This window comes from Mycobacterium riyadhense, from assembly GCF_963853645.1.
In the GTDB taxonomy this organism is placed as follows: domain Bacteria; phylum Actinomycetota; class Actinomycetes; order Mycobacteriales; family Mycobacteriaceae; genus Mycobacterium; species Mycobacterium riyadhense.
Genome location: NZ_OY970456.1, coordinates 3,250,462 through 3,267,499, shown reverse-complemented (window position 1 = coordinate 3,267,499; position 17,038 = coordinate 3,250,462). Strand labels below are relative to the sequence as shown.

Below are 17,038 nucleotides of genomic sequence, written 5' to 3'. Positions count from 1 at the left end.
CCCCTGCCGGATACGCGCATGTCAATGCGCGAGCGGGGCGGGCTAGACGCCCACCCGGCGCCACCCGTCGGCAGCCTTGGCGGCCCGGATCAACTGGTGGCAAAGTTCACGCAGTTCGGTTGCCCCAGCTCCTTCGTCGAGCGCGGTGACGACATCCTCCGCCGCGCATCGCACCTGGTAGACGCGATCCGATAAGTCGGCCGCCTCGTCGGCCGACAACACCACCGCATCGGCGGGCAAGGCCACCGCCTCACCTCGGGTGATCATGGCCCGCTGCTCATATGCCCGCTGGCGGCAGGACTGCCTGCAATACTGGCGACGACGACCCATGCCGACATCGGTGACGTCGCGACCACACCAACGGCACGGTTGGGGTCGACCGCGTTGATGTCGGGCAAGACTCACGCCTCACGACTTTAGCCCGACGCAGCCCGTGATCCCGGTATCATTAGGTGCCGCGTTGCGTGGGCCGCGTTTTCACGCGGGAACTATGCAGACGATCGCAACGTTTGCCAAAGCGAAGAGAATCACCACCGGAGCCAGGAGCTCACAGGATCTAGAGGAGTAGCGGGAATGGCTGATCGCGTCCTGAGAGGCAGTCGCCTCGGAGCCGTGAGCTACGAAACGGACCGTAACCACGACCTCGCACCGCGTCAGATCGCTCGGTACCGCACCGAAAACGGCGAGGAGTTCGAGGTTCCGTTCGCCGACGACGCAGATATCCCCGGCACCTGGCTCTGCCGCAACGGCATGGAAGGCACCCTGATCGAGGGTGACCTGCCCGAGCCGAAGAAGGTCAAGCCACCGCGAACGCACTGGGACATGCTGCTGGAGCGTCGGTCTGTCGAAGAGCTTGAGGAGCTGCTCAAGGAGCGCCTCGAACTCATCAGGTCGCGCCGCCGCAGCTGATTCCGGGAGCTTTCGAACGGTTAGGAGCGGTCGTGAGCGCGGCTGGTTCGCGCCCGGTTGAGCCTGCCCTCTAGACCCCAGCGAGTGACCTTGACCAGCGCCTCGCGAATGCTGGATCCGCCCATCTTGGACACGCCGAATTCACGCTCGGTGAAGGTGATCGGCACCTCGACGACAATGAAGCCGGTGTTCACCGTGCGCCACGTCATCTCAATTTGGAAGCCGTAGCCTCGAGAGTCCACGCTGTCTAGGCCGATCGCTTCGAGCACTTCGCGCCGGTAAGCGCGGTAGCCGGCAGTGATGTCATGGACACCAATGCCGAGGGCCAACCGCGCATACGTATTCGCCGTCTTGGAAAACGCCAGCCGACGCCACGGCCAGTTGCGCACCGCTCCCCCGTGGACGTAGCGCGAACCGATGGCCAGGTCGGCTCCGGCGTCAACGGCGTCCAACAGGCGGTACAGCTGTTCCGGCGCGTGGCTGCCGTCGGCGTCCATCTCGACAATTACCGAGTACTGCCGGCTCAAACCCCACGCGAAACCTTCCAGGTACGCCGCACCCAAGCCGTTCTTTGCGGTGCGGTGCAGCACATGAGTGCGACCGGGATCGGCCTGGGCCAGTTCGTCGGCGAGCTCCCCGGTGCCATCGGGGCTGCTGTCGTCGACGACGAGCACGTGCACATCGGGGCAAGCGTCCGTCACCCTGCGGTGGATAAGCGGCAGGTTCTCCCGCTCGTTGAAGGTGGGAATGATCACCAAGACGCGCTGGCTGGGCCGACTGCCCGGGACCTGGGGCGCAGACTGGCCGGTGGTCATGTAGCTCCTTCATGTTGCCCGAAACCATGTGAGTATCGGCCGCCCTCATCGGACGGAGTGTCTTTCTTATCCTCCAGGCCGCCCTCTGATTCGCTCTGGGGCGGCACACCCGAGTCATCAGATTCGCCCGGGGGCGCGTCGTCGCCCGGAGGCCTGGACCGCCGACGTGTCAGACGCGGGAACCACCCATTGTGCCGTATAGCAACCAGAATCACCGCCCCAGCCGCCCCAACCAGGGTCCATTGCACGGCCGGACCCCACCGCGTCCCAGGAGTCAGCCTGGTCTTGAGACGCACCTGGTTGTCCAGATAAGCGGGCTCGAAGAAGTCCGTGCGGGCCAGCTCACCGCCGTCCGGGGCGATCACCGCGCTGATCCCGGTGGTGCCTGCGACCACAACGTACCGGTCATGCTCCACGGCCCGAACTTTGGCGAAGGCCAGCTGCTGCTCACTCATCGTCTGGTTGAAGGTGGCGTTATTGCTGGGCACGGCCAGCAACTGCGCGCCGCCCAGAACCGACTTGCGCGCCGCGCGGTCGAAGATCACTTCCCAGCAGGTGGCCACCCCAACCGGCACCCCAGCGATGCGCACGACACCGGTGCTTGGGCGGGGAACGAAGTGGCCGGCACGGTCGGCGTACCCGGAGAGATGCCGGAAGAGCCACGGCATGGGGAGGTACTCACCGAATGGCTGCACGATTTCCTTGTCGTGACGGTCAGCCGGCCCGGTAACCGGATTCCAGACCAGCACCGTGTTGGTGAATTCCGGGGTTTCCTGCAGGCGACCTGGAACGTCGAGCACGGTGCCGACCAGGATCGGTACCCCGATCGCAGCCGCAGCCTCGGAGATCTGCTGCCCGGCGTCGGCATTGACCAGTGGATTGATGTCGGAAGAATCCTCCGGCCAAATGACGAAGTGCGGTTGCGGGGCGATGCCGGAATGCACGTCCTCAGCCAGCACCAGTGTCTCGCGGACGTGGTTGTCCAGTACCGCTCGACGTTGCGCGTTGAAGTCCAGACCGAGCCGGGGCACATTGCCCTGTACGACAGCGACGGTGACCGTGGGTTCGCCGCCGGATCCCGCCCCGGAGTGCCGCACCTGCGGCCAGACGACGATGGCGGCCAACAGGACCAGGCTGATGCAAACGCCCGGCAGCACCACCGCCGGCGGCGGCGGGCCGCTTGCGTTGGACTCCGGAAGGCGCACCTGGCCGCCGGACCGCCACCACTTCTCGATCTCCAGCGCGATCGCGGTCAAGCTGCTTGCTACCAGCACGATCGCCGCCGCGAGCAGCGAAACGCCGCCGAGTTGAACCAATGGCAGCAGCGGGCCGTCGGCTTGACCGAAGGCTAGCGACCCCCAGGGAAATCCGCCGAACGGGATGATCGACTTCAACCACTCCTGCGCCGCCCATAGCACCGCGAACCAAATCGGCCAGCCCGGCAGCCGACGGACCACAACCGCGAACAGTCCGAAGAGCCCGGGAAACAGGGCGGAAGCCGTCGCCAACACCAGCCAGGGCATAGCGCCTACCAAGGTGGCGATCCACGGCAACAACGGCACATAGAACACCAGACCGAACAGGAAGCAGTAACCGAGCCCACCCAGCGGTGTTGTGGCGGGGTGAGTCAGCACCCACGACAACAGGGCAAGGGCGACGATCGCCGCCCACCACCAGTTCGTGGGCGGGAAGCTGGCGTACAGCAGCAGACCCGCCAATCCGGCGACCACGAGCCGGGACCACCGCGGCCGCAGCGCGGCCCGTGCGGCCGGCAGCCCCGCCGCTAGACCGGCACCGACCCTTGCCCGCAGCCATCGTGCCGCGACACCAAGCCGGTTCGCCTTGCTCGGCATGCCCGGCGAACCGGCGGGGCTTTCCTCCTGCTCTGGCTGCTCTGACTGCTCTGGAGCCGGTTCGGCCCCATCGTTGGGGGCCACCGGATCGATTTCGTCGACGTCGGCGCACAGGGCCCGTCGGCCGCGCCATTGCCTAGCCATAGATGACCGCACCTCGATGCACGGTCTGGCGGCAGCGTGGCAAGGCGTCCGTGGGGCCCAGCCGCGGCAAGGCGGGCACCCGGGAACGCGGGTCGGTTGACCAGCGTTGGACCCCGTCGCGCGGCGCGCTGACGTCGAGCGTTCCGGCGTCCCACACCGCGTAGGAGGCGGACGCGCCCGGGACCAGGATGCCGGTCATGCCGTCGCGGATACCGGCGGCGCGCCAGCCGCCTCGAGTCGCTGCGGCGAACGCGGCTCGCGCCGATACCCCGCTGCCCGGCGTGCGGTGATTGACCGCCGCGCGCACGGTTAGCCACGGCTCAAACCCGGTCACCGGGGCGTCGGAGCCAAGCGCGAGGGGCACGCCTTGGGATGCTAACAGCGCAAGGGGGTTGAGCTGGCAACCTCGGTTCACACCGAGCCGGTGAGCGTACATGCCGTTGCTACCGCCCCACAGCGCATCAAAACTTGGCTGCACGCTGGCGATGACGCCCCAGGCGCCCAACTTTGCGGCCTGCTCCGCGGTGACCATCTCCAGATGTTCCAGGCGGTGCCCGCAGCGAGCAACGGCCACCACCCCGAGGTCGTCGACGACGGTTTCGAGGGCGGCGACGACCGCCGAGACGGCAGCGTCGCCGATGACGTGGAAACCGGCGGTCACCTCCGCCTCGGTACACGCCCGTAGGTGGGCTTCGATGGCCTCGGGGTCGAGATGACAGGTGCCGATGCAGTCGGGTGCGTCGGCGTATGGCTCGTGCAGCCAGGCGGTACGTGACCCGAGGGCTCCGTCGATGAACAGGTCACCGGCCAACCCGCGGGCCCCGGTGTCGTGTACCAGCTCCCGGGCCTGCGCGGCGCTGGCCACCGCCTCACCCCAGTAGCCGATCACCTCGACGCCGTGATCGAGAGCGCGCAGCTGCAACCAGTCGTCTAGCCCGCCGATTTCGGGGCCGGCGCATTCGTGCACCGCGACGACGCCGGCCGCGGCCAGGGCATGGAGTGCGGCCGCGCGGGCTTCGGCGAGCTGCGTGTCGGTCAGGAGGTCGCGGGCGGCGGCCCGGGCTAGGTGGTGGGCGTCGCCGGTCAGCGGCTGTTGCGGGGTTGTTGGCGGCAGTTCGGGGACCAGCCGGCTCAGCCCCGTCGAGACCAGTGCAGAGTGCACGTCGACGCGTGCCAGGTAGGCGGGCCGGTCACCGAGTACCGCGTCCAGGTCGGCCGTGCTGGGCGGGCTGTTCTCCGGCCAGGTCGACTCGTCCCAGCCATGCCCCCACACCGGTTGGCCTGGGTGGGCGGCCGCGTAGTCGGCGACCATCCGCAGGCACTGCGCGCGGCAGCGTGCCGCACGCAAATCCAGTCCGCTGATCGTCAGGCCGGTCGCGGTCAGATGGATGTGGCTGTCCACGAATCCTGGCGCGACGAATCCGCCGTCGAGATCTTCCACTTGGGCGTCCGGGAAGTGGTTGCGGCCCACGTCGTCGCTGCCCAGCCACGCGATCACATTCCCACGCACCGCCATGGCGGTGGCTTCGGGGTGGGTCGGGCTATGTACCCGGCCGTTGACCAGCAGCTTGGTGGGAATCTGGACCACAGGGCAAAACTACGCGGGGAAGACCGCGGCTCAGCGGAAATCGGAGCTTGGCGGCAGGACGGGCGGTTCGCCTACCCATCCCTCTTGGACGTCGATGACCTCGCCATCAATGAAGTCCTGGCGGTGGTGGTCTTGGTGCTCGTCACCGACCGTGACGTCGATCAGCGGTACACGCTGCGCCAACCCTCGCCCGACAAGGGCGGTCAACCCTGGGCGAGCGACCGCACGTATCGGGGGGACCAGCAGCAGCAGCAGTCCCAGGGTCGTGGTGACCAGCCCGGGAACGAGGACCAGGCCCGTGGCCATGGCGACCAGCGCGCCGTCGCTCAGCGCGGTGCGCGGGTCCTTCAGACCCGATCGCAACTGCATGACTTGCCGGCCGAGCTGCAGACCGCCCATGGGAGCCCACACGACCAAGCCCAGCACGAAGGTGGCCAGCAGCACCAACAAGGTCCAGCCCAACCCGATCGCCGACGCCAGCCCGACAACCGCCATGAGCTCGACGACGGCATACCCGAGAAGCAGCCGACTTACCATGTCAGGCCAACGTCCGTGAGCTATGCCCGAGTTCCTCGAATGGCCACGTCGCGGCCGCAGTTAGATGACGACATCCGTGACTCACTCGGAACTGGTGTCTGCAGTCGAAATCCGAGTGACGGTTATTGCCTTAGTTGTCGACAAGTTTGAGCTCGATTCCTACGTTGTTTTCCATGCCGCCGCGCAGCTTGCTAAAGAAGTTGAAGACCTTGCCCACGATCCCGTACCGCTTACCGATCGCGTCGTAGACGGCACCGGTTTGTGACTTGTCCAGGATGACGGCGGTGCCCTCGACGGCTTCGCTGGTCGGGCGTCCACGCATGGTGCAGGTGGCCAGCGTCACGCGGGAGGTATTGCGAATTCGCTTGACCTTCCACGACTTTCCCTCGGTGATGACCAGCAGGCGGTCGCTGTCGTCGCTGTCTAAGGCGGCCCAGACCGGGACGGGCTTGGGCCGGCCGTCTTTGGTGAAGGTGGTCAGCAGGATGTATTGCGCCTTAGCGAGGTCGGCGAAGGTGGGCGTCATTGGTACTCGGGGTGCGGTGCTTGATGAGCCCGTTTCCCCTCCTCCTTTCAATCCGTGCGTGCGGTTTTCCCGCACGCGGCTTACCGATGATCTTTGACGTGGTTATGCAACCTTCGGGCAACCGATGGTGCCACGAAGCCGATTGGCCGTGATCGCTAAAACGCTCCTCAGCTCGTCCCGAACGCAGATTACGCCCCGGGCTTCTTCGGTATGTCGGTCCCGTCCCGGTTGCGTCACGTGCGGTCTCGGACCTGAGCCCACGGACGCTGCATGGCTCGCCGAGACGGCCAGCAGCGCAGGTGACAGCCCAGAGACTCCAGGTCCTCGCTTTTCATGCTTTTTTCGAAGCGCCCAACCCGGCGTGAATCGCTAACATCCTTCTGTGCACGCTTCCCTTCCCCTCAAATCTCTTGTCGTTCCCCTCAAATCGCTTGTCGTTGGGCTTCGGGTTGGCGTTGCCGCGTTCGCAATCGCCGCCACACTAACGGTCGCTGACGCGGTGTTACCGTCAACAACGCTGCCGGCGGCGCCATCCGCCGCTGCGGCGAGATGTCCGCAGGTGGAGGTCGTTTTCGCCCGCGGCCGATTCGAATCGCCAGGGCCCGGCGTACTCGGTAACGCCTTCATCAACGCGCTCAGCTCCAAGCTCGGCGGCAAGAGCATGGGCACCTATGCGGTGAAGTACCCCGCCGACAGCGAAGTTGATGTCGGCGCCAACGACATGAGCCGCCACATTCAATACATGGTCAACACTTGCCCGGACACCCGGCTGGTGTTGGGCGGCTACTCGCTGGGCGCGGCGGTCACCGACATCGTGCTCGCGGTTCCGATGTCCGCGTTTGGATTCGACAGCCCCCTGCCAGACGGCACCGATCAGCACATCGCGGCTGTCGCTTTGTTCGGCAACGGGAGCCAGTGGGTTGGGCCCATCACGAACTTCAGCCCGCTCTACAACGACCGGACCATCGAGTTGTGCCATGGAGCCGATCCGGTCTGCAACCCGGCCGACCCGAACACCTGGAAAGAAAACTGGCCGCAACATCTCGCCAATGCATACATCCAGGCAGGCATGGCCAACCAGGCCGCCGACTTCGTGGCCAGCAAGCTGTAGTCGATCACGCGCGCGTCACCTGGGCCCAACGCGTCATCGGCCTGTGGAACCGCCGTCGACCCCGTCGGAGTTGAAGCGCCTCAATAAGTTTCAGCCCCCAGCCCCCTGCCGCGCCGGGAAGGGCACGTTTGACCACAAAGCCCTGTTGGATACGGCGCGCAACCATCAGCACGATCAGGCTGAGAGCGAGCCCGCCCAGTGCCGCTCGACGCCTTCGCCGCTTCCGCATTGCAGGTGTCGAGCCAGCGCGGCGGCCGAAGTGATAGCCGAGGAACAGTGCCATCAGCAGTGCGGCGATAACCGCAAGCGCCATCATGAACATGAGCGTCCTTTGTCGCCGTCGCATGAAGATCACGGACCAGATACACCTCGGCCAACAACTGGCAGGGCCCCTGGATCGGTGACCGCGACGGAGTTCGAAATTGCCCGGTGCGCGAAGGACGCCTCAACCCAATTTGGTAAAGTCATATCATCAGCCTGATTTTATTCTGGTAATAGGCGCTCCGGTTGGTTCTTTCGCCTTGGGCCGTGAGAATCGCGTGCGGATACATTAACTCGGGGTGAATAATTATCTTGGAAACCGGCGGTGAGGGTGATAGGGGCCGGACGCCCCGCGTAGTTGAAATCTGCGGTCGGGCCGTTGCCGCCGCGCTGTGACATCCAGGGACATTTTTCTGCTTATCGCGGCACAAATGTGCGTATGTTCAATGAACAGATCGTGGGGAATTCCTGTGAAGGTCCTGTGATTAAATCAGCATGAATGTTAGCAAAACAGCAAGGTCAGGATCAATTCCGCGCGATCAGCTGCGTTGAGTAGGTCAGCTTCCCGTTTATAGCGTTCGAGGTAGCCGAGTACATCAGCGTGTTCGGCAGGTTCCCGTATCGCTGAAGGGAAATCCCATGTCTTTCGTTACCGCATATCCAGAGCTGCTGTCGGCGGCAGCCAGCAATCTCCAGTCGATCGGCGCCGCGTTCTCTGTCGGCAATGCGGCTGCAGCCGGGCCGACGACCGCGGTTGTTCCGGCGGCCGCCGATGAGGTCTCAGCGCTGACGGCGGCACAGCTCGCCGCCCATGCGCAGCGATATCAAGCGCTGGCCGCGCGTGCGGTCAGGATTCAACAGTCGTTGGCGGCAACGTTGGCGGCCAGCGGGGGTTCGTATGCGGAGACCGAGGCGGCGAACGCAACGGCGGCTGGCTGAGCGGGTCGGCTGGTCGTACTGAGATCTAGAGAGGTTTCAGACGTGGACTATGGGATGTTGCCCCCAGAAATCAATTCTGGGCGTATGCACACCGGCCCGGGTGCGGGTTCGTTGCTCGCCGCAGAGGCGGCTTGGGCCGGGCTGTCCGCTGACTTGCACGCGGCCGCCGCGGGGCATCGGTCCGTGATTGCCGGGCTGACCAGCGGTCCGTGGCTGGGGCCGGCGTCAGCGTCGCTGGTTTCGGCCACGACTCCGTTCGTCGCGTGGCTGGACAGTAGCGCTGAGCAGGCCGAGTTGACGTCAAGTCAGGTGCGCGCAGCCGTGGCGGCGTACGAGACAGCGTTCGCGGCAACCGTGCCGCCGCCGGTGATCGCAGCCAACCGTGCTCTGCTGGCGGCGTTGATCGCGACGAATTTCTTGGGCCAAAATACCGCGGCGATCGCCACCGTTGAGGCGGAGTACTTCGAGATGTGGGCCCAGGACGCCGCTGCGATGTACGCCTACGCGAGTTCTTCGTCGACGGCGTCGCAATTGACCGAATTCAACGAGCCGGCGGAAGTGACCACTCCCTTCGGGGTGGCTGGCGAGGCCAACGCGGTCGCGGCCGCAGCCCAGAACTCCGCGCAGAACGGCGTGCAGGGGGTACTGGGCGGCATGAACAACGAAATTTCCGGCCTGTTGAACACCCTGTCTTCGCCCAACTTGAGCATGTCAAGCCTCAAGCCAATCGATGACTTTCTGGTCAATAACACGCCGTTCGACGATCTGGCCTCGATGTACACGAAGTATCTCGGTGGATACATTTCGTCGGCGCAGATGTCCGTCCAGATAGGACAGTCCTTTGGGCAGATCAGCAACGGGATCACGGCCATGACCACGTTTGCGAAGGGTTTGGCGGCTCCCGCGGCAAAGGCCGCCGAAGGTGCGGCGCAGGCATTAGGCGCAGCGGCTGGATCGACGGCAGCCAATGCCGGTGGCGTAGCGGCGGGTCTGGGGAAGGCGCTTCCGCTGGGCGGGTTGTCGGTGCCGGCGAGCTGGGCTCCGGTGAACGCCATGACGAACCCCGGGGTGGCGGCACTTACCAACGCCGCTACGGTCCCGGCGGGGGCGGAAGGGCTGAATACCCTTCCGATGACCCCGTTTGGCCAGTTTGTCGGCGGTCACTACGGGCGCAACCTGCCGAGTTACGGTTTCAGGCCCTCGGTGATGGCAAAACCACCTGCCGCCGGGTGACCCCACTCGGGGCGCTCTCAGTTTTAGCGTCGTACGGCCTGGGCTGCTATGGTGCCTTGCTTATGCCCGAGATGGATCGTCGCAGCATGTTGTTGATGACGGGCATCGGTGCGCTGGTAGTCGCAACGCCGGTCGTACCGGCTCGTGCCGCGCCCAACAGTCAGCCCGGAAACTTCCTCTTTCATGACGAGTTCGATGGGCCTGCCGGCGCAGCCCCCGATCCGTCGAAATGGACGGTGTCGAAAGCCCGCGAAACGATCAAGGACCCGACGTATTGGGAGTTACCCGAACATGTCGGCCAGTATCGAGACGATCGGCAGAACGTGTTCCTCGATGGCAACTCCAACCTGGTGATCCGCGCCGCCAAGGATGGCAACACCTACTACGGCGGCAAGATTTTCAGCCCGTGGCAAGGGGGCAGCGGCCACACCTGGGAAGCCCGAATCAAGCTCGACTGCCTCACGGCCGGATGCTGGCCCGCCTGGTGGTTGTCCAGTGATGCTCAGGGCGAAATCGACATCCTGGAGTGGTACGGCAACGGTAAGTGGCCTGCAGCGACCACCGTTCACGCAAAAGCCAACGGCTCCGAATGGAAGACCCACAACCTCGCGCTGGACAGTGCCTGGCACACCTGGCGGGTCCAGTGGGATGAGGCGGGTATGCGCTTCTGGCAGGACTATGTGGACGGCGCGCAGCCATACTTCACTGTGTCGGCGAACTCGCTGGCGGACTGGCCCTTCAACAACCCCGGCTACCAGGTGTTTCCGATCTTGAATCTCGCGGTCGCTGGTTCCGGTGGCGGCGATCCCGGTCCGGGAACCTATCCTGCGCAGATGCTCGTCGACTGGGTGCGCGTCTGGTAGGACACGACACATGGACGTCGGGCCGCTCGTCGCGCGTCACGGCCGGCGGTTTTGTCGCCTGCACGCCAATGTGCAGTCGGCGTCGTCGCCCGCCCCTAGGTGCCTGGCTGAGGACCCGCCCCGACGCCATTCGCACCGCACTAGTGGTCTGGGGGCATGGAACATTGGCGGGATCGCCTGCCCGCTGCCGTGGACAGCGGGTGCCTTAGCCGTTGCCCGCGCCCGCGGCCCGGCTCGGCGGTGTCGTGGCGCCCGAGTTTGCAGCACCGCGGGGCAGTCGGGTCGCTAGGTCACCCAGCAGCCGGTCTAGGTCCACCGCCCGCCCGCGGTAGCCGACATGTGCGTCCGGCCGAATGACAAACGCGCAGGGCGATGCGACGCCATATTGACGGTGTGCCGATCGATCCGGATCACCCAGTGCCATCGGATGGTCGGCGAAGCGTTCCGCCGTGATTACGCTCGCCCGCACCAGACCGGGATAGGCCCGCTCGATCTGTTCGGCGATCCGGCACAGCTCGACGGCCGGTCGCGCCCGATCGTCGAGCCCGGTGAACAGCAGCACGGTGTGGTGGATGCCGCGAAATACCTCGTAGAGGCGTCCCGGCTTCCCGTCGATCAGCACGTCGGCTTCTCGTGCCCGGTCGCCTGGAGCGGGAGCGTCAGCCCAGCCGGAGCCGTCCTGGGCGTTGAGCGGACTGTCGGGGTAGTGCAGCCGCAACTGCGCGACCGTGCCAACGAACCAACGGCGCAATGAGCGCTGAGTGAGCACTCGTGCCGCCACGGTTGGGCCTAGCCAACCGCGAGCGATCCTGGATAGCGGGTTGTTGCCCAACAAAGCCGTGAACAGCCGGTCCGTCGTCTTGAGCAACTGAACGCCCACGAGATGACGCTCGGCCTCGTAGCTGTCGAGTAGCGATTCGTCGCTGATGCCGCGCTCAACCAGCGCGAGTTTCCACGCCAAGTTGTAGGCATCTTGGATACCGGTGTTCATGCCTTGGGCTCCGACCGGACTGTGCACGTGTGCGGCGTCGCCCACCAAGAAGACGCTGCCCTGGCGATAAATGGGCACGACACGGCTGTGCACCCGGTAGCGGGTCACCCAGTGCTCCTTGATCACCTTGGCAGGGAACGGCACTCGCTGGTCGAGCATCGCCTGGAACTCATCGTGGGTTGGCTCGCTGTACTCGGCGCTGGGCCCGTCGGGTCCTGGGGGCACGTTGCCGAAGATGCGGTACCGGTTCTCGCCTGGCATCGAAAACGCCGCGAATATGCCGGCCGCGCTGGGAAATCCGTATAGGCCGCCGTGGGGCAGCTCCCAGTCGAGTTCGGCATCGGCCATGATGAAGTCGTCGCGGTAGGTGGAACCGGCAAATGCGATGCCAGCCGCTTTGCGGACCGCACTGTGTGCGCCGTCGCAGCCGATGATCCAACGGCATCGCGCGGTCTCGATCGATCCATTCTGACCACGCAGCGACGCTGCTACGGTGTCGCCGTCCTGAGTCAGATCGATCAGCGCCCGTCCGCGGTCAATCTCGACGCCCCGCTTGGACAGGGCCTGCGTGAGAATCCGCTCGGTGTCGTGCTGCGACAATGTGCGCAGCGCGGGGTAGGCGGTGTAGTTCTGGGGTCCGGTCAGGACGCCGGCGAGGTCAACCCGCACCTTCTCCTTCCGGAATGCGATCGTCAGGGATGTGGCCGGGCTACCTGCCGCGAGCGCCTCGTCGATAACGCCCATGTCGTCAAAGACTTCCAACGTTCGAGGCTGTACTACCAAAGCACGGGACGTCGTTAGCGGCGCCGGTTCACGATCAACGATCCGCACCGCGACACCGTGCCGGGTCAGTTCGTTCGCCAGCGTCAACCCCGTCGGCCCCGCCCCGACGATCAGTACCGCAGTCAATTGCTCAGTCATCGCCGACCAGCCCCTTCGAACATAATTCCTCAACCGGTGAATTTATGCTACTACGACTGTAGTACTACCGGGAGATTGACGCAAGCCGGTACGGCATCGCCTTGCCGATCAACGGCGCCGCGGCCTTTGGACTACGTGATCGTCGACACGCCGAGCGTGCAACCACCGCGGCATCGGACGACGTGTGCTCGCTGCCAGTACACATTCGGCGCAGCCGGTCCACGCTCGGCGCGGTGTTAGGAGTTATGCATCTAGGAATCGTCAGGCTGGAGTGTCGGTGCTGGGGCACACCGCGAAGTTGCGCGCACCGATCGCGAGGTCGCCCCCCAGTGCGGCGGCGCGTTGCCGGCCCAGATATGCCGGATGGCGACGCATCTCTTCCTGAAGTTGACGTTCGCGCTGCTGAGCGGCAGCCCAGGCCGGGTGTGACTGTAGGTGGATTACCTTCGCCCCCGATGCACTCGCCACGATTGTCAACTCCTCTCGGATGCGCAATGCCAAATCCACGACTATGTGACTTAGCCTCGGACCCAGGATTCCTAGCAAACCTGTGATCAAACCGTGGCAAAAGATGAGAATTAGCCGTGAATTTGAAATCCGATCCTTACCTACGTCCGATAGACGGCAAATCACGGGCAGTACCGGTGCCGAGCGGTCGTATTAGGCCTTCCCCGGGCTCATCGGACGCGATCTGGGAATCAGCCACCCCGAATATTGACGAGACGGACATTTCGCTACGTGGCGACTGTGTGGATGCGCGAGGCCGAAAGAGAATCACCGCCCAGATCGAACAACGAGGTGTCAATTCCGACTCGGTCGACATCGAGCACCTGGGCGTAGCTGCCGGTTAGCGGCTCTTGGGCGCGTGTGGTTGGCGCCCGGTATTCCGGAATCGGGCTGATACGGGAACCGGGACGACAGCCATGACCGCTCTGGCGTCGCGCTGAGTCATGAATCCGAGGTACGACAATGCCCGCCCCGGGTGAGCAGCCAGGGTTCAGGTGCTGGGATAGAGCCTTGACCTGCGGCTGGGGTCGGCGTCGGGCAGGCGGAGCGCACTAGCGTTGCCCCGTGGGCTGCGGTCGTGGTGTGTGCTTACTCAGGATTCGATAACCGCGATAATCCGACGCGTTCGGGAAAGCAGTTCGTATCGGGCTTGGACCCCGGTCGCGAGCCCGAAGGGCTTTCAATGTGCGTAGACGGCGGGTCCGGCCGCTTTAGCGCCCAGAATTCACAAATGTCGAGCTGGCCCCTCGTTAGTGGAAGGTCTGCCGATCAAGCTCCATCCACCGCTGCTGGCTCGTCGGGTTAGGCCGCAAATTCATTGGTGCTCAACAGCTTTCACGTCTTCTCTAGGTGGGATTTCGGCAATGCTGGAATCCCGATGTCGGAGGTGTATGACACAAGCGCAGAATTGGGCGCGTCTCGACCAATCCCGGTTCAGCGGGAAAGGAGGGCAACCGCGGTCCATGGCCTACCGCCAGGGTGACGCGGATCTGGCTGAGGCAGGCCGGACAACCCGGCGCATCGCGAACTTGAACGGCACATTCTGCAACACTTTCGTAGAGTTTGGCGGGCACGAAAGCGCGATCGGGCATGGCCAATACCGTGTGGGGTACCGTGCGCTCATGCCCGATCGAAACCGCCGCTTCCTGCTCCGGGAACGCCCAACCGGACGCATCGGTCTGGACACCTTCGAACTCAGCGAGGTACCGATCCCCGACATCGGCGACGGCGAGGCACTCGTCCGCGTCGACTGGATTTCCCTCGATCCGACCAACCGCACCTGGATCAATGAAACGCCGACCTACCTACCGCCGGTCGGTATCGGCGAAGTGATGCGCGCGGGCGGGCTCGGCAAGGTCGTGGCGTCGAAGAATCCCAACTACGTTGTCGGGCAGATCGTTCAGGGTCTCGTCGGCTGGCAGGAGTACACGGTTGCCTCCGACACAATGCCGTTGTTTCCGATCGACGTAGCCGAGGGCGTCTCGCCGAGCGCGTACCTCGGTGCACTCGGGATAACCGGGCTCACCGCGTGGATCGGGATCCGTGAGATAGGCAAGCCGCAGCCGGGTGAGACGGTTGTCGTTTCGGCCGCGGCGGGTGCGGTCGGCTCGGTCGCCGGGCAGCTCGCCAAGGCCGACGGCGCCCGCGTCGTCGGGATCGCCGGCGGCCCGGAAAAGTGCGCGCTGCTGACCGAGCAGCTCGGCTTCGACGTGGCGGTGGACCATCGCGCCGACGATTGGGCCGCCCAGCTCGTCGCGGCAACGCCCGATGGCGTCGATGTCGACTTCGAGAATGTCGGCGGCGACATCATGGACGCGATCTTTGCGCGTCTCAACACTGGCGCGCGCGTCGCGCTGTGTGGGCTGATCTCGGGCTACAACGATGCCGACCCGCCGCCGGGCCCGCGCGCCTTCGGCAACTTGCTGATCCAGCGGGTGACGCTGCAGGGCTTCATTGTTCTCGACCACTTCGGCCGGGCGCCGGAGGCGATCGGCGAGATCGCCGGCTTGATTGCCAAGGGCGAGCTGACGCCACTCGAGACCGTCGTTGAGGGCTTCGAGCAGCTGCCGACGGCGATCAACATGCTGTTCGACGGCAAGAATGTGGGCAAGCTTGTGGTCAAGGTCTAGCTCTGACCGCGTCGGTTAGGTAGCCGTCAACGAAGTCGTGCAGCGCGGGTGCCAGCGCAGCAGCGCTCGAGCCATGCAGTTTGGCGAGCAGGATAAGACCCTGGTAATGAGCGAATATCGCGTGGGCCAGCCGATCGGGGTCGACGTCATCGCGCAACATCTTGGCAGCGGCGGCGTCGCGGCAGACCTGGGCGAGTTGCTCTTCCAATGCGGCCAACCGCGCGGCGAGGTGGATGCGCACCGCTTCATCGGTGGTCGACAGCTCGGCTGCCAGGTTGCCGAATGGGCAGCCGACGAAGCGTCCGAACTGCGCATACAGCGCTGCCTGGATGGCGCCGATCGCGTCTGGAATGGCGGCGAACTTGTCGGCGGCTGTGGCGCCGGTCTGGCTGGCCAGCCGCGCCTGAAAAGCCTGCGTGTGCAGATCGATAACCGCTTTTGCCAGTTCAGCTTTCGACGAGAAGTAGTGGTAGAAGCTGCCTTTGCGAACGTCAGCCGCGGCACAGAGTTCCTCGACACCGACGTCGTGGTAGCTGCGCTCGAGAAACAGTCGTGCCGCGGTTGACAAAATGCGATCCCGGGCGTCGGAAGTTCGTGGCACTCGCGAAGTCTATCGGATAGTTGACTGGTCGGTCAAAAATCCGTTACGGTGTTCAGCATCGCCGGCCCTACCGAATTGGAGATGGCAGCAATGAGTTCCAGCGCCCCGGAGGTTTTTCGAACACCCGATTCGCGCTTCGAGCATCTTCCTGGGTACGACTTCGAACCGCACTACCTGGAAGTCGACGGTTTGCGGATGCACTACCTGGATGAGGGGCCACGGGAGGGATCGCCGGTGGTGTGTTTTCACGGCGAGCCGACGTGGGCCTATCTCTATCGCAAGATGCTTGTGCCGCTGGTCGCGGCAGGGCACCGGGTCATCGTTCCCGACTACGCGGGTTTCGGCCGCTCCGACAAACCCACCGACCGGCGCTGGTACACCTACGATCGCCACAGCGAGTTGGTCGCGAAGGTGCTGGGCGCTCTCGACCTGCACAACGCGGCTGTGGTTGTCCAAGACTGGGGCGGCCCGATTGGACTGCGCTGGGCGGTGGAAAACGCCGATCGGGTTGAGGCGCTGATGATTATGAACACCGGTGTGTTCATCGGGCGAGTGTCCAAGGGATTCATGGCCTGGCGCGACTTCGCGGAGAAGAACCCGGATCTGCCCGTCGGATTCGTCATCCAAGGAGCCACGACCAGCCAGCTGTCCGAAGACGTCGTGGCCGCCTATGACGCGCCCTTCCCGAGCGCTGAGTCGAAGGCCGGCGCTGCGCAATTTCCTCTGTTGGTCCCCATCAGCGAGGACGCGCCCGGCGTGGCGGAGATGCTAGCCGTCAGAGAGGAGCTGTCGCGCTGGCACAAACCAGCACTGGTGGCGTTCTCCGACAGTGACCCGGTTTTCCCGTACCCGAGGTCGGGGCAGGCTTTTTGCGACTTAATCCCCTCTGCACACGAGCAGGTGCGAATCGAGGGTGCCGCGCACTTCCTTCAAGAAGACCGCGGCGAGCAACTGGCCGGGGAACTGCTTGGTCTGCTCGCCAAGGTCTAGCCAGTCGCAAACAGTTGCTTACCAACGACTCCAGTCGCGATGCTGCCCTGGCAGGATATTGGCCGAGCCCGTGGCCGGGCGAGGACGGGGGCCCGCGACGTACCCAGGCGCCGCACGGCA

Annotated in this window: 16 protein-coding genes and 1 pseudogene; 7 read left to right on the top strand and 10 right to left on the bottom strand. The window is 64.8% G+C overall.

From position 1 onward, the window contains the following. Nucleotides 1-42: 42 nt before the first annotated feature. Nucleotides 43-405 (bottom strand): hypothetical protein, encoded by a 363-nt coding sequence (locus AADZ78_RS14740; protein ID WP_085253524.1) that lies wholly within the window; start codon nt 403-405, stop codon nt 43-45. 168 nt (nt 406-573) lie between these two features. On the opposite strand from AADZ78_RS14740, the gene rbpA reads away from it, so the two are divergent. Then, on the top strand, nt 574-909 hold the full coding sequence (rbpA, locus tag AADZ78_RS14735; RefSeq protein ID WP_085253525.1) for an RNA polymerase-binding protein RbpA: 336 nt from the start codon (nt 574-576) through the stop codon (nt 907-909). Nucleotides 910-929: 20 nt separating this feature from the next. On the opposite strand, the pseudogene lnt reads toward rbpA, so the two are convergent. The 4 genes and pseudogenes from lnt to AADZ78_RS14715 form a co-directional block, all read right to left on the bottom strand. Next, nucleotides 930-3,577, bottom strand: a pseudogene (lnt, locus tag AADZ78_RS14730) (apolipoprotein N-acyltransferase). A 136-nt stretch (nt 3,578-3,713) separates the two neighbouring features. Then, a complete protein-coding gene (locus AADZ78_RS14725; protein WP_085253528.1) occupies nt 3,714-5,309 on the bottom strand; it encodes an amidohydrolase in 1,596 nt (531 codons plus the stop codon). A gap of 30 nt (nt 5,310-5,339) precedes the next feature. Then, the gene (locus AADZ78_RS14720) at nt 5,340-5,846 is read right to left on the bottom strand and encodes an FxsA family protein (protein WP_085253529.1); all 507 of its coding nucleotides are present in this window, start codon (nt 5,844-5,846) and stop codon (nt 5,340-5,342) included. Nucleotides 5,847-5,976: 130 nt separating this feature from the next. Beyond that, nucleotides 5,977-6,372 (bottom strand): PPOX class F420-dependent oxidoreductase, encoded by a 396-nt coding sequence (locus AADZ78_RS14715; protein WP_085253530.1) that lies wholly within the window; start codon nt 6,370-6,372, stop codon nt 5,977-5,979. A 469-nt stretch (nt 6,373-6,841) separates the two neighbouring features. Between AADZ78_RS14715 and AADZ78_RS14710 the strand changes: the two genes are divergently transcribed. Beyond that, a complete protein-coding gene (locus AADZ78_RS14710) occupies nt 6,842-7,483 on the top strand; it encodes a cutinase family protein (RefSeq protein WP_204081642.1) in 642 nt (213 codons plus the stop codon). A 4-nt stretch (nt 7,484-7,487) separates the two neighbouring features. On the opposite strand, the gene AADZ78_RS14705 is transcribed toward AADZ78_RS14710, so the two are convergent. After that, nucleotides 7,488-7,805, bottom strand: coding sequence for a hypothetical protein (locus AADZ78_RS14705; protein ID WP_139829106.1), 318 nt, complete (start codon nt 7,803-7,805; stop codon nt 7,488-7,490). A gap of 578 nt (nt 7,806-8,383) precedes the next feature. Here AADZ78_RS14705 and AADZ78_RS14700 point away from each other — a divergent pair. The 3 genes from AADZ78_RS14700 (at nt 8,384) to AADZ78_RS14690 (ending at nt 10,779) form a co-directional block, all read left to right on the top strand. Then, complete coding sequence (locus tag AADZ78_RS14700; protein ID WP_085253533.1) at nt 8,384-8,683, top strand: PE family protein; 300 nt, start codon at nt 8,384-8,386, stop codon at nt 8,681-8,683. Between the two features lie 42 nt (nt 8,684-8,725). Then, nucleotides 8,726-9,916 (top strand): PPE family protein, encoded by a 1,191-nt coding sequence (locus tag AADZ78_RS14695; protein ID WP_085253534.1) that lies wholly within the window; start codon nt 8,726-8,728, stop codon nt 9,914-9,916. A 62-nt stretch (nt 9,917-9,978) separates the two neighbouring features. Continuing rightward, complete coding sequence (locus AADZ78_RS14690; RefSeq protein ID WP_085253535.1) at nt 9,979-10,779, top strand: glycoside hydrolase family 16 protein; 801 nt, start codon at nt 9,979-9,981, stop codon at nt 10,777-10,779. A 205-nt stretch (nt 10,780-10,984) separates the two neighbouring features. On the opposite strand, the gene AADZ78_RS14685 is transcribed toward AADZ78_RS14690, so the two are convergent. The 3 genes from AADZ78_RS14685 to AADZ78_RS29065 all read right to left on the bottom strand — a co-directional run bounded on the left by AADZ78_RS14685 (nt 10,985) and on the right by AADZ78_RS29065 (nt 13,521). After that, nucleotides 10,985-12,691, bottom strand: coding sequence for an FAD-dependent monooxygenase (locus AADZ78_RS14685; RefSeq protein ID WP_085253536.1), 1,707 nt, complete (start codon nt 12,689-12,691; stop codon nt 10,985-10,987). A gap of 261 nt (nt 12,692-12,952) precedes the next feature. Beyond that, nucleotides 12,953-13,159: a hypothetical protein gene (locus AADZ78_RS14680; protein ID WP_085253553.1), complete on the bottom strand. Its 207-nt coding sequence runs from the start codon at nt 13,157-13,159 to the stop codon at nt 12,953-12,955. A gap of 266 nt (nt 13,160-13,425) precedes the next feature. Next, nucleotides 13,426-13,521 carry a phosphopantetheine-binding protein gene (locus AADZ78_RS29065; RefSeq protein ID WP_169726431.1) on the bottom strand — a complete coding sequence of 32 codons (96 nt, stop codon included), beginning with the start codon at nt 13,519-13,521 and terminating at the stop codon, nt 13,426-13,428. Nucleotides 13,522-14,319: 798 nt separating this feature from the next. On the opposite strand from AADZ78_RS29065, the gene AADZ78_RS14675 reads away from it, so the two are divergent. Next, nucleotides 14,320-15,327 carry an NADP-dependent oxidoreductase gene (locus AADZ78_RS14675; protein WP_085253554.1) on the top strand — a complete coding sequence of 336 codons (1,008 nt, stop codon included), beginning with the start codon at nt 14,320-14,322 and terminating at the stop codon, nt 15,325-15,327. On the opposite strand, the gene AADZ78_RS14670 is transcribed toward AADZ78_RS14675, so the two are convergent. Continuing rightward, nucleotides 15,317-15,928, bottom strand: coding sequence for a TetR/AcrR family transcriptional regulator (locus AADZ78_RS14670; RefSeq protein WP_085253537.1), 612 nt, complete (start codon nt 15,926-15,928; stop codon nt 15,317-15,319). The genes AADZ78_RS14675 and AADZ78_RS14670 overlap by 11 nt on opposite strands. A 90-nt stretch (nt 15,929-16,018) precedes the next feature. On the opposite strand from AADZ78_RS14670, the gene AADZ78_RS14665 reads away from it, so the two are divergent. Next, nucleotides 16,019-16,918, top strand: coding sequence for a haloalkane dehalogenase (locus tag AADZ78_RS14665; protein WP_085253555.1), 900 nt, complete (start codon nt 16,019-16,021; stop codon nt 16,916-16,918). Nucleotides 16,919-17,038 lie beyond the last annotated feature (120 nt).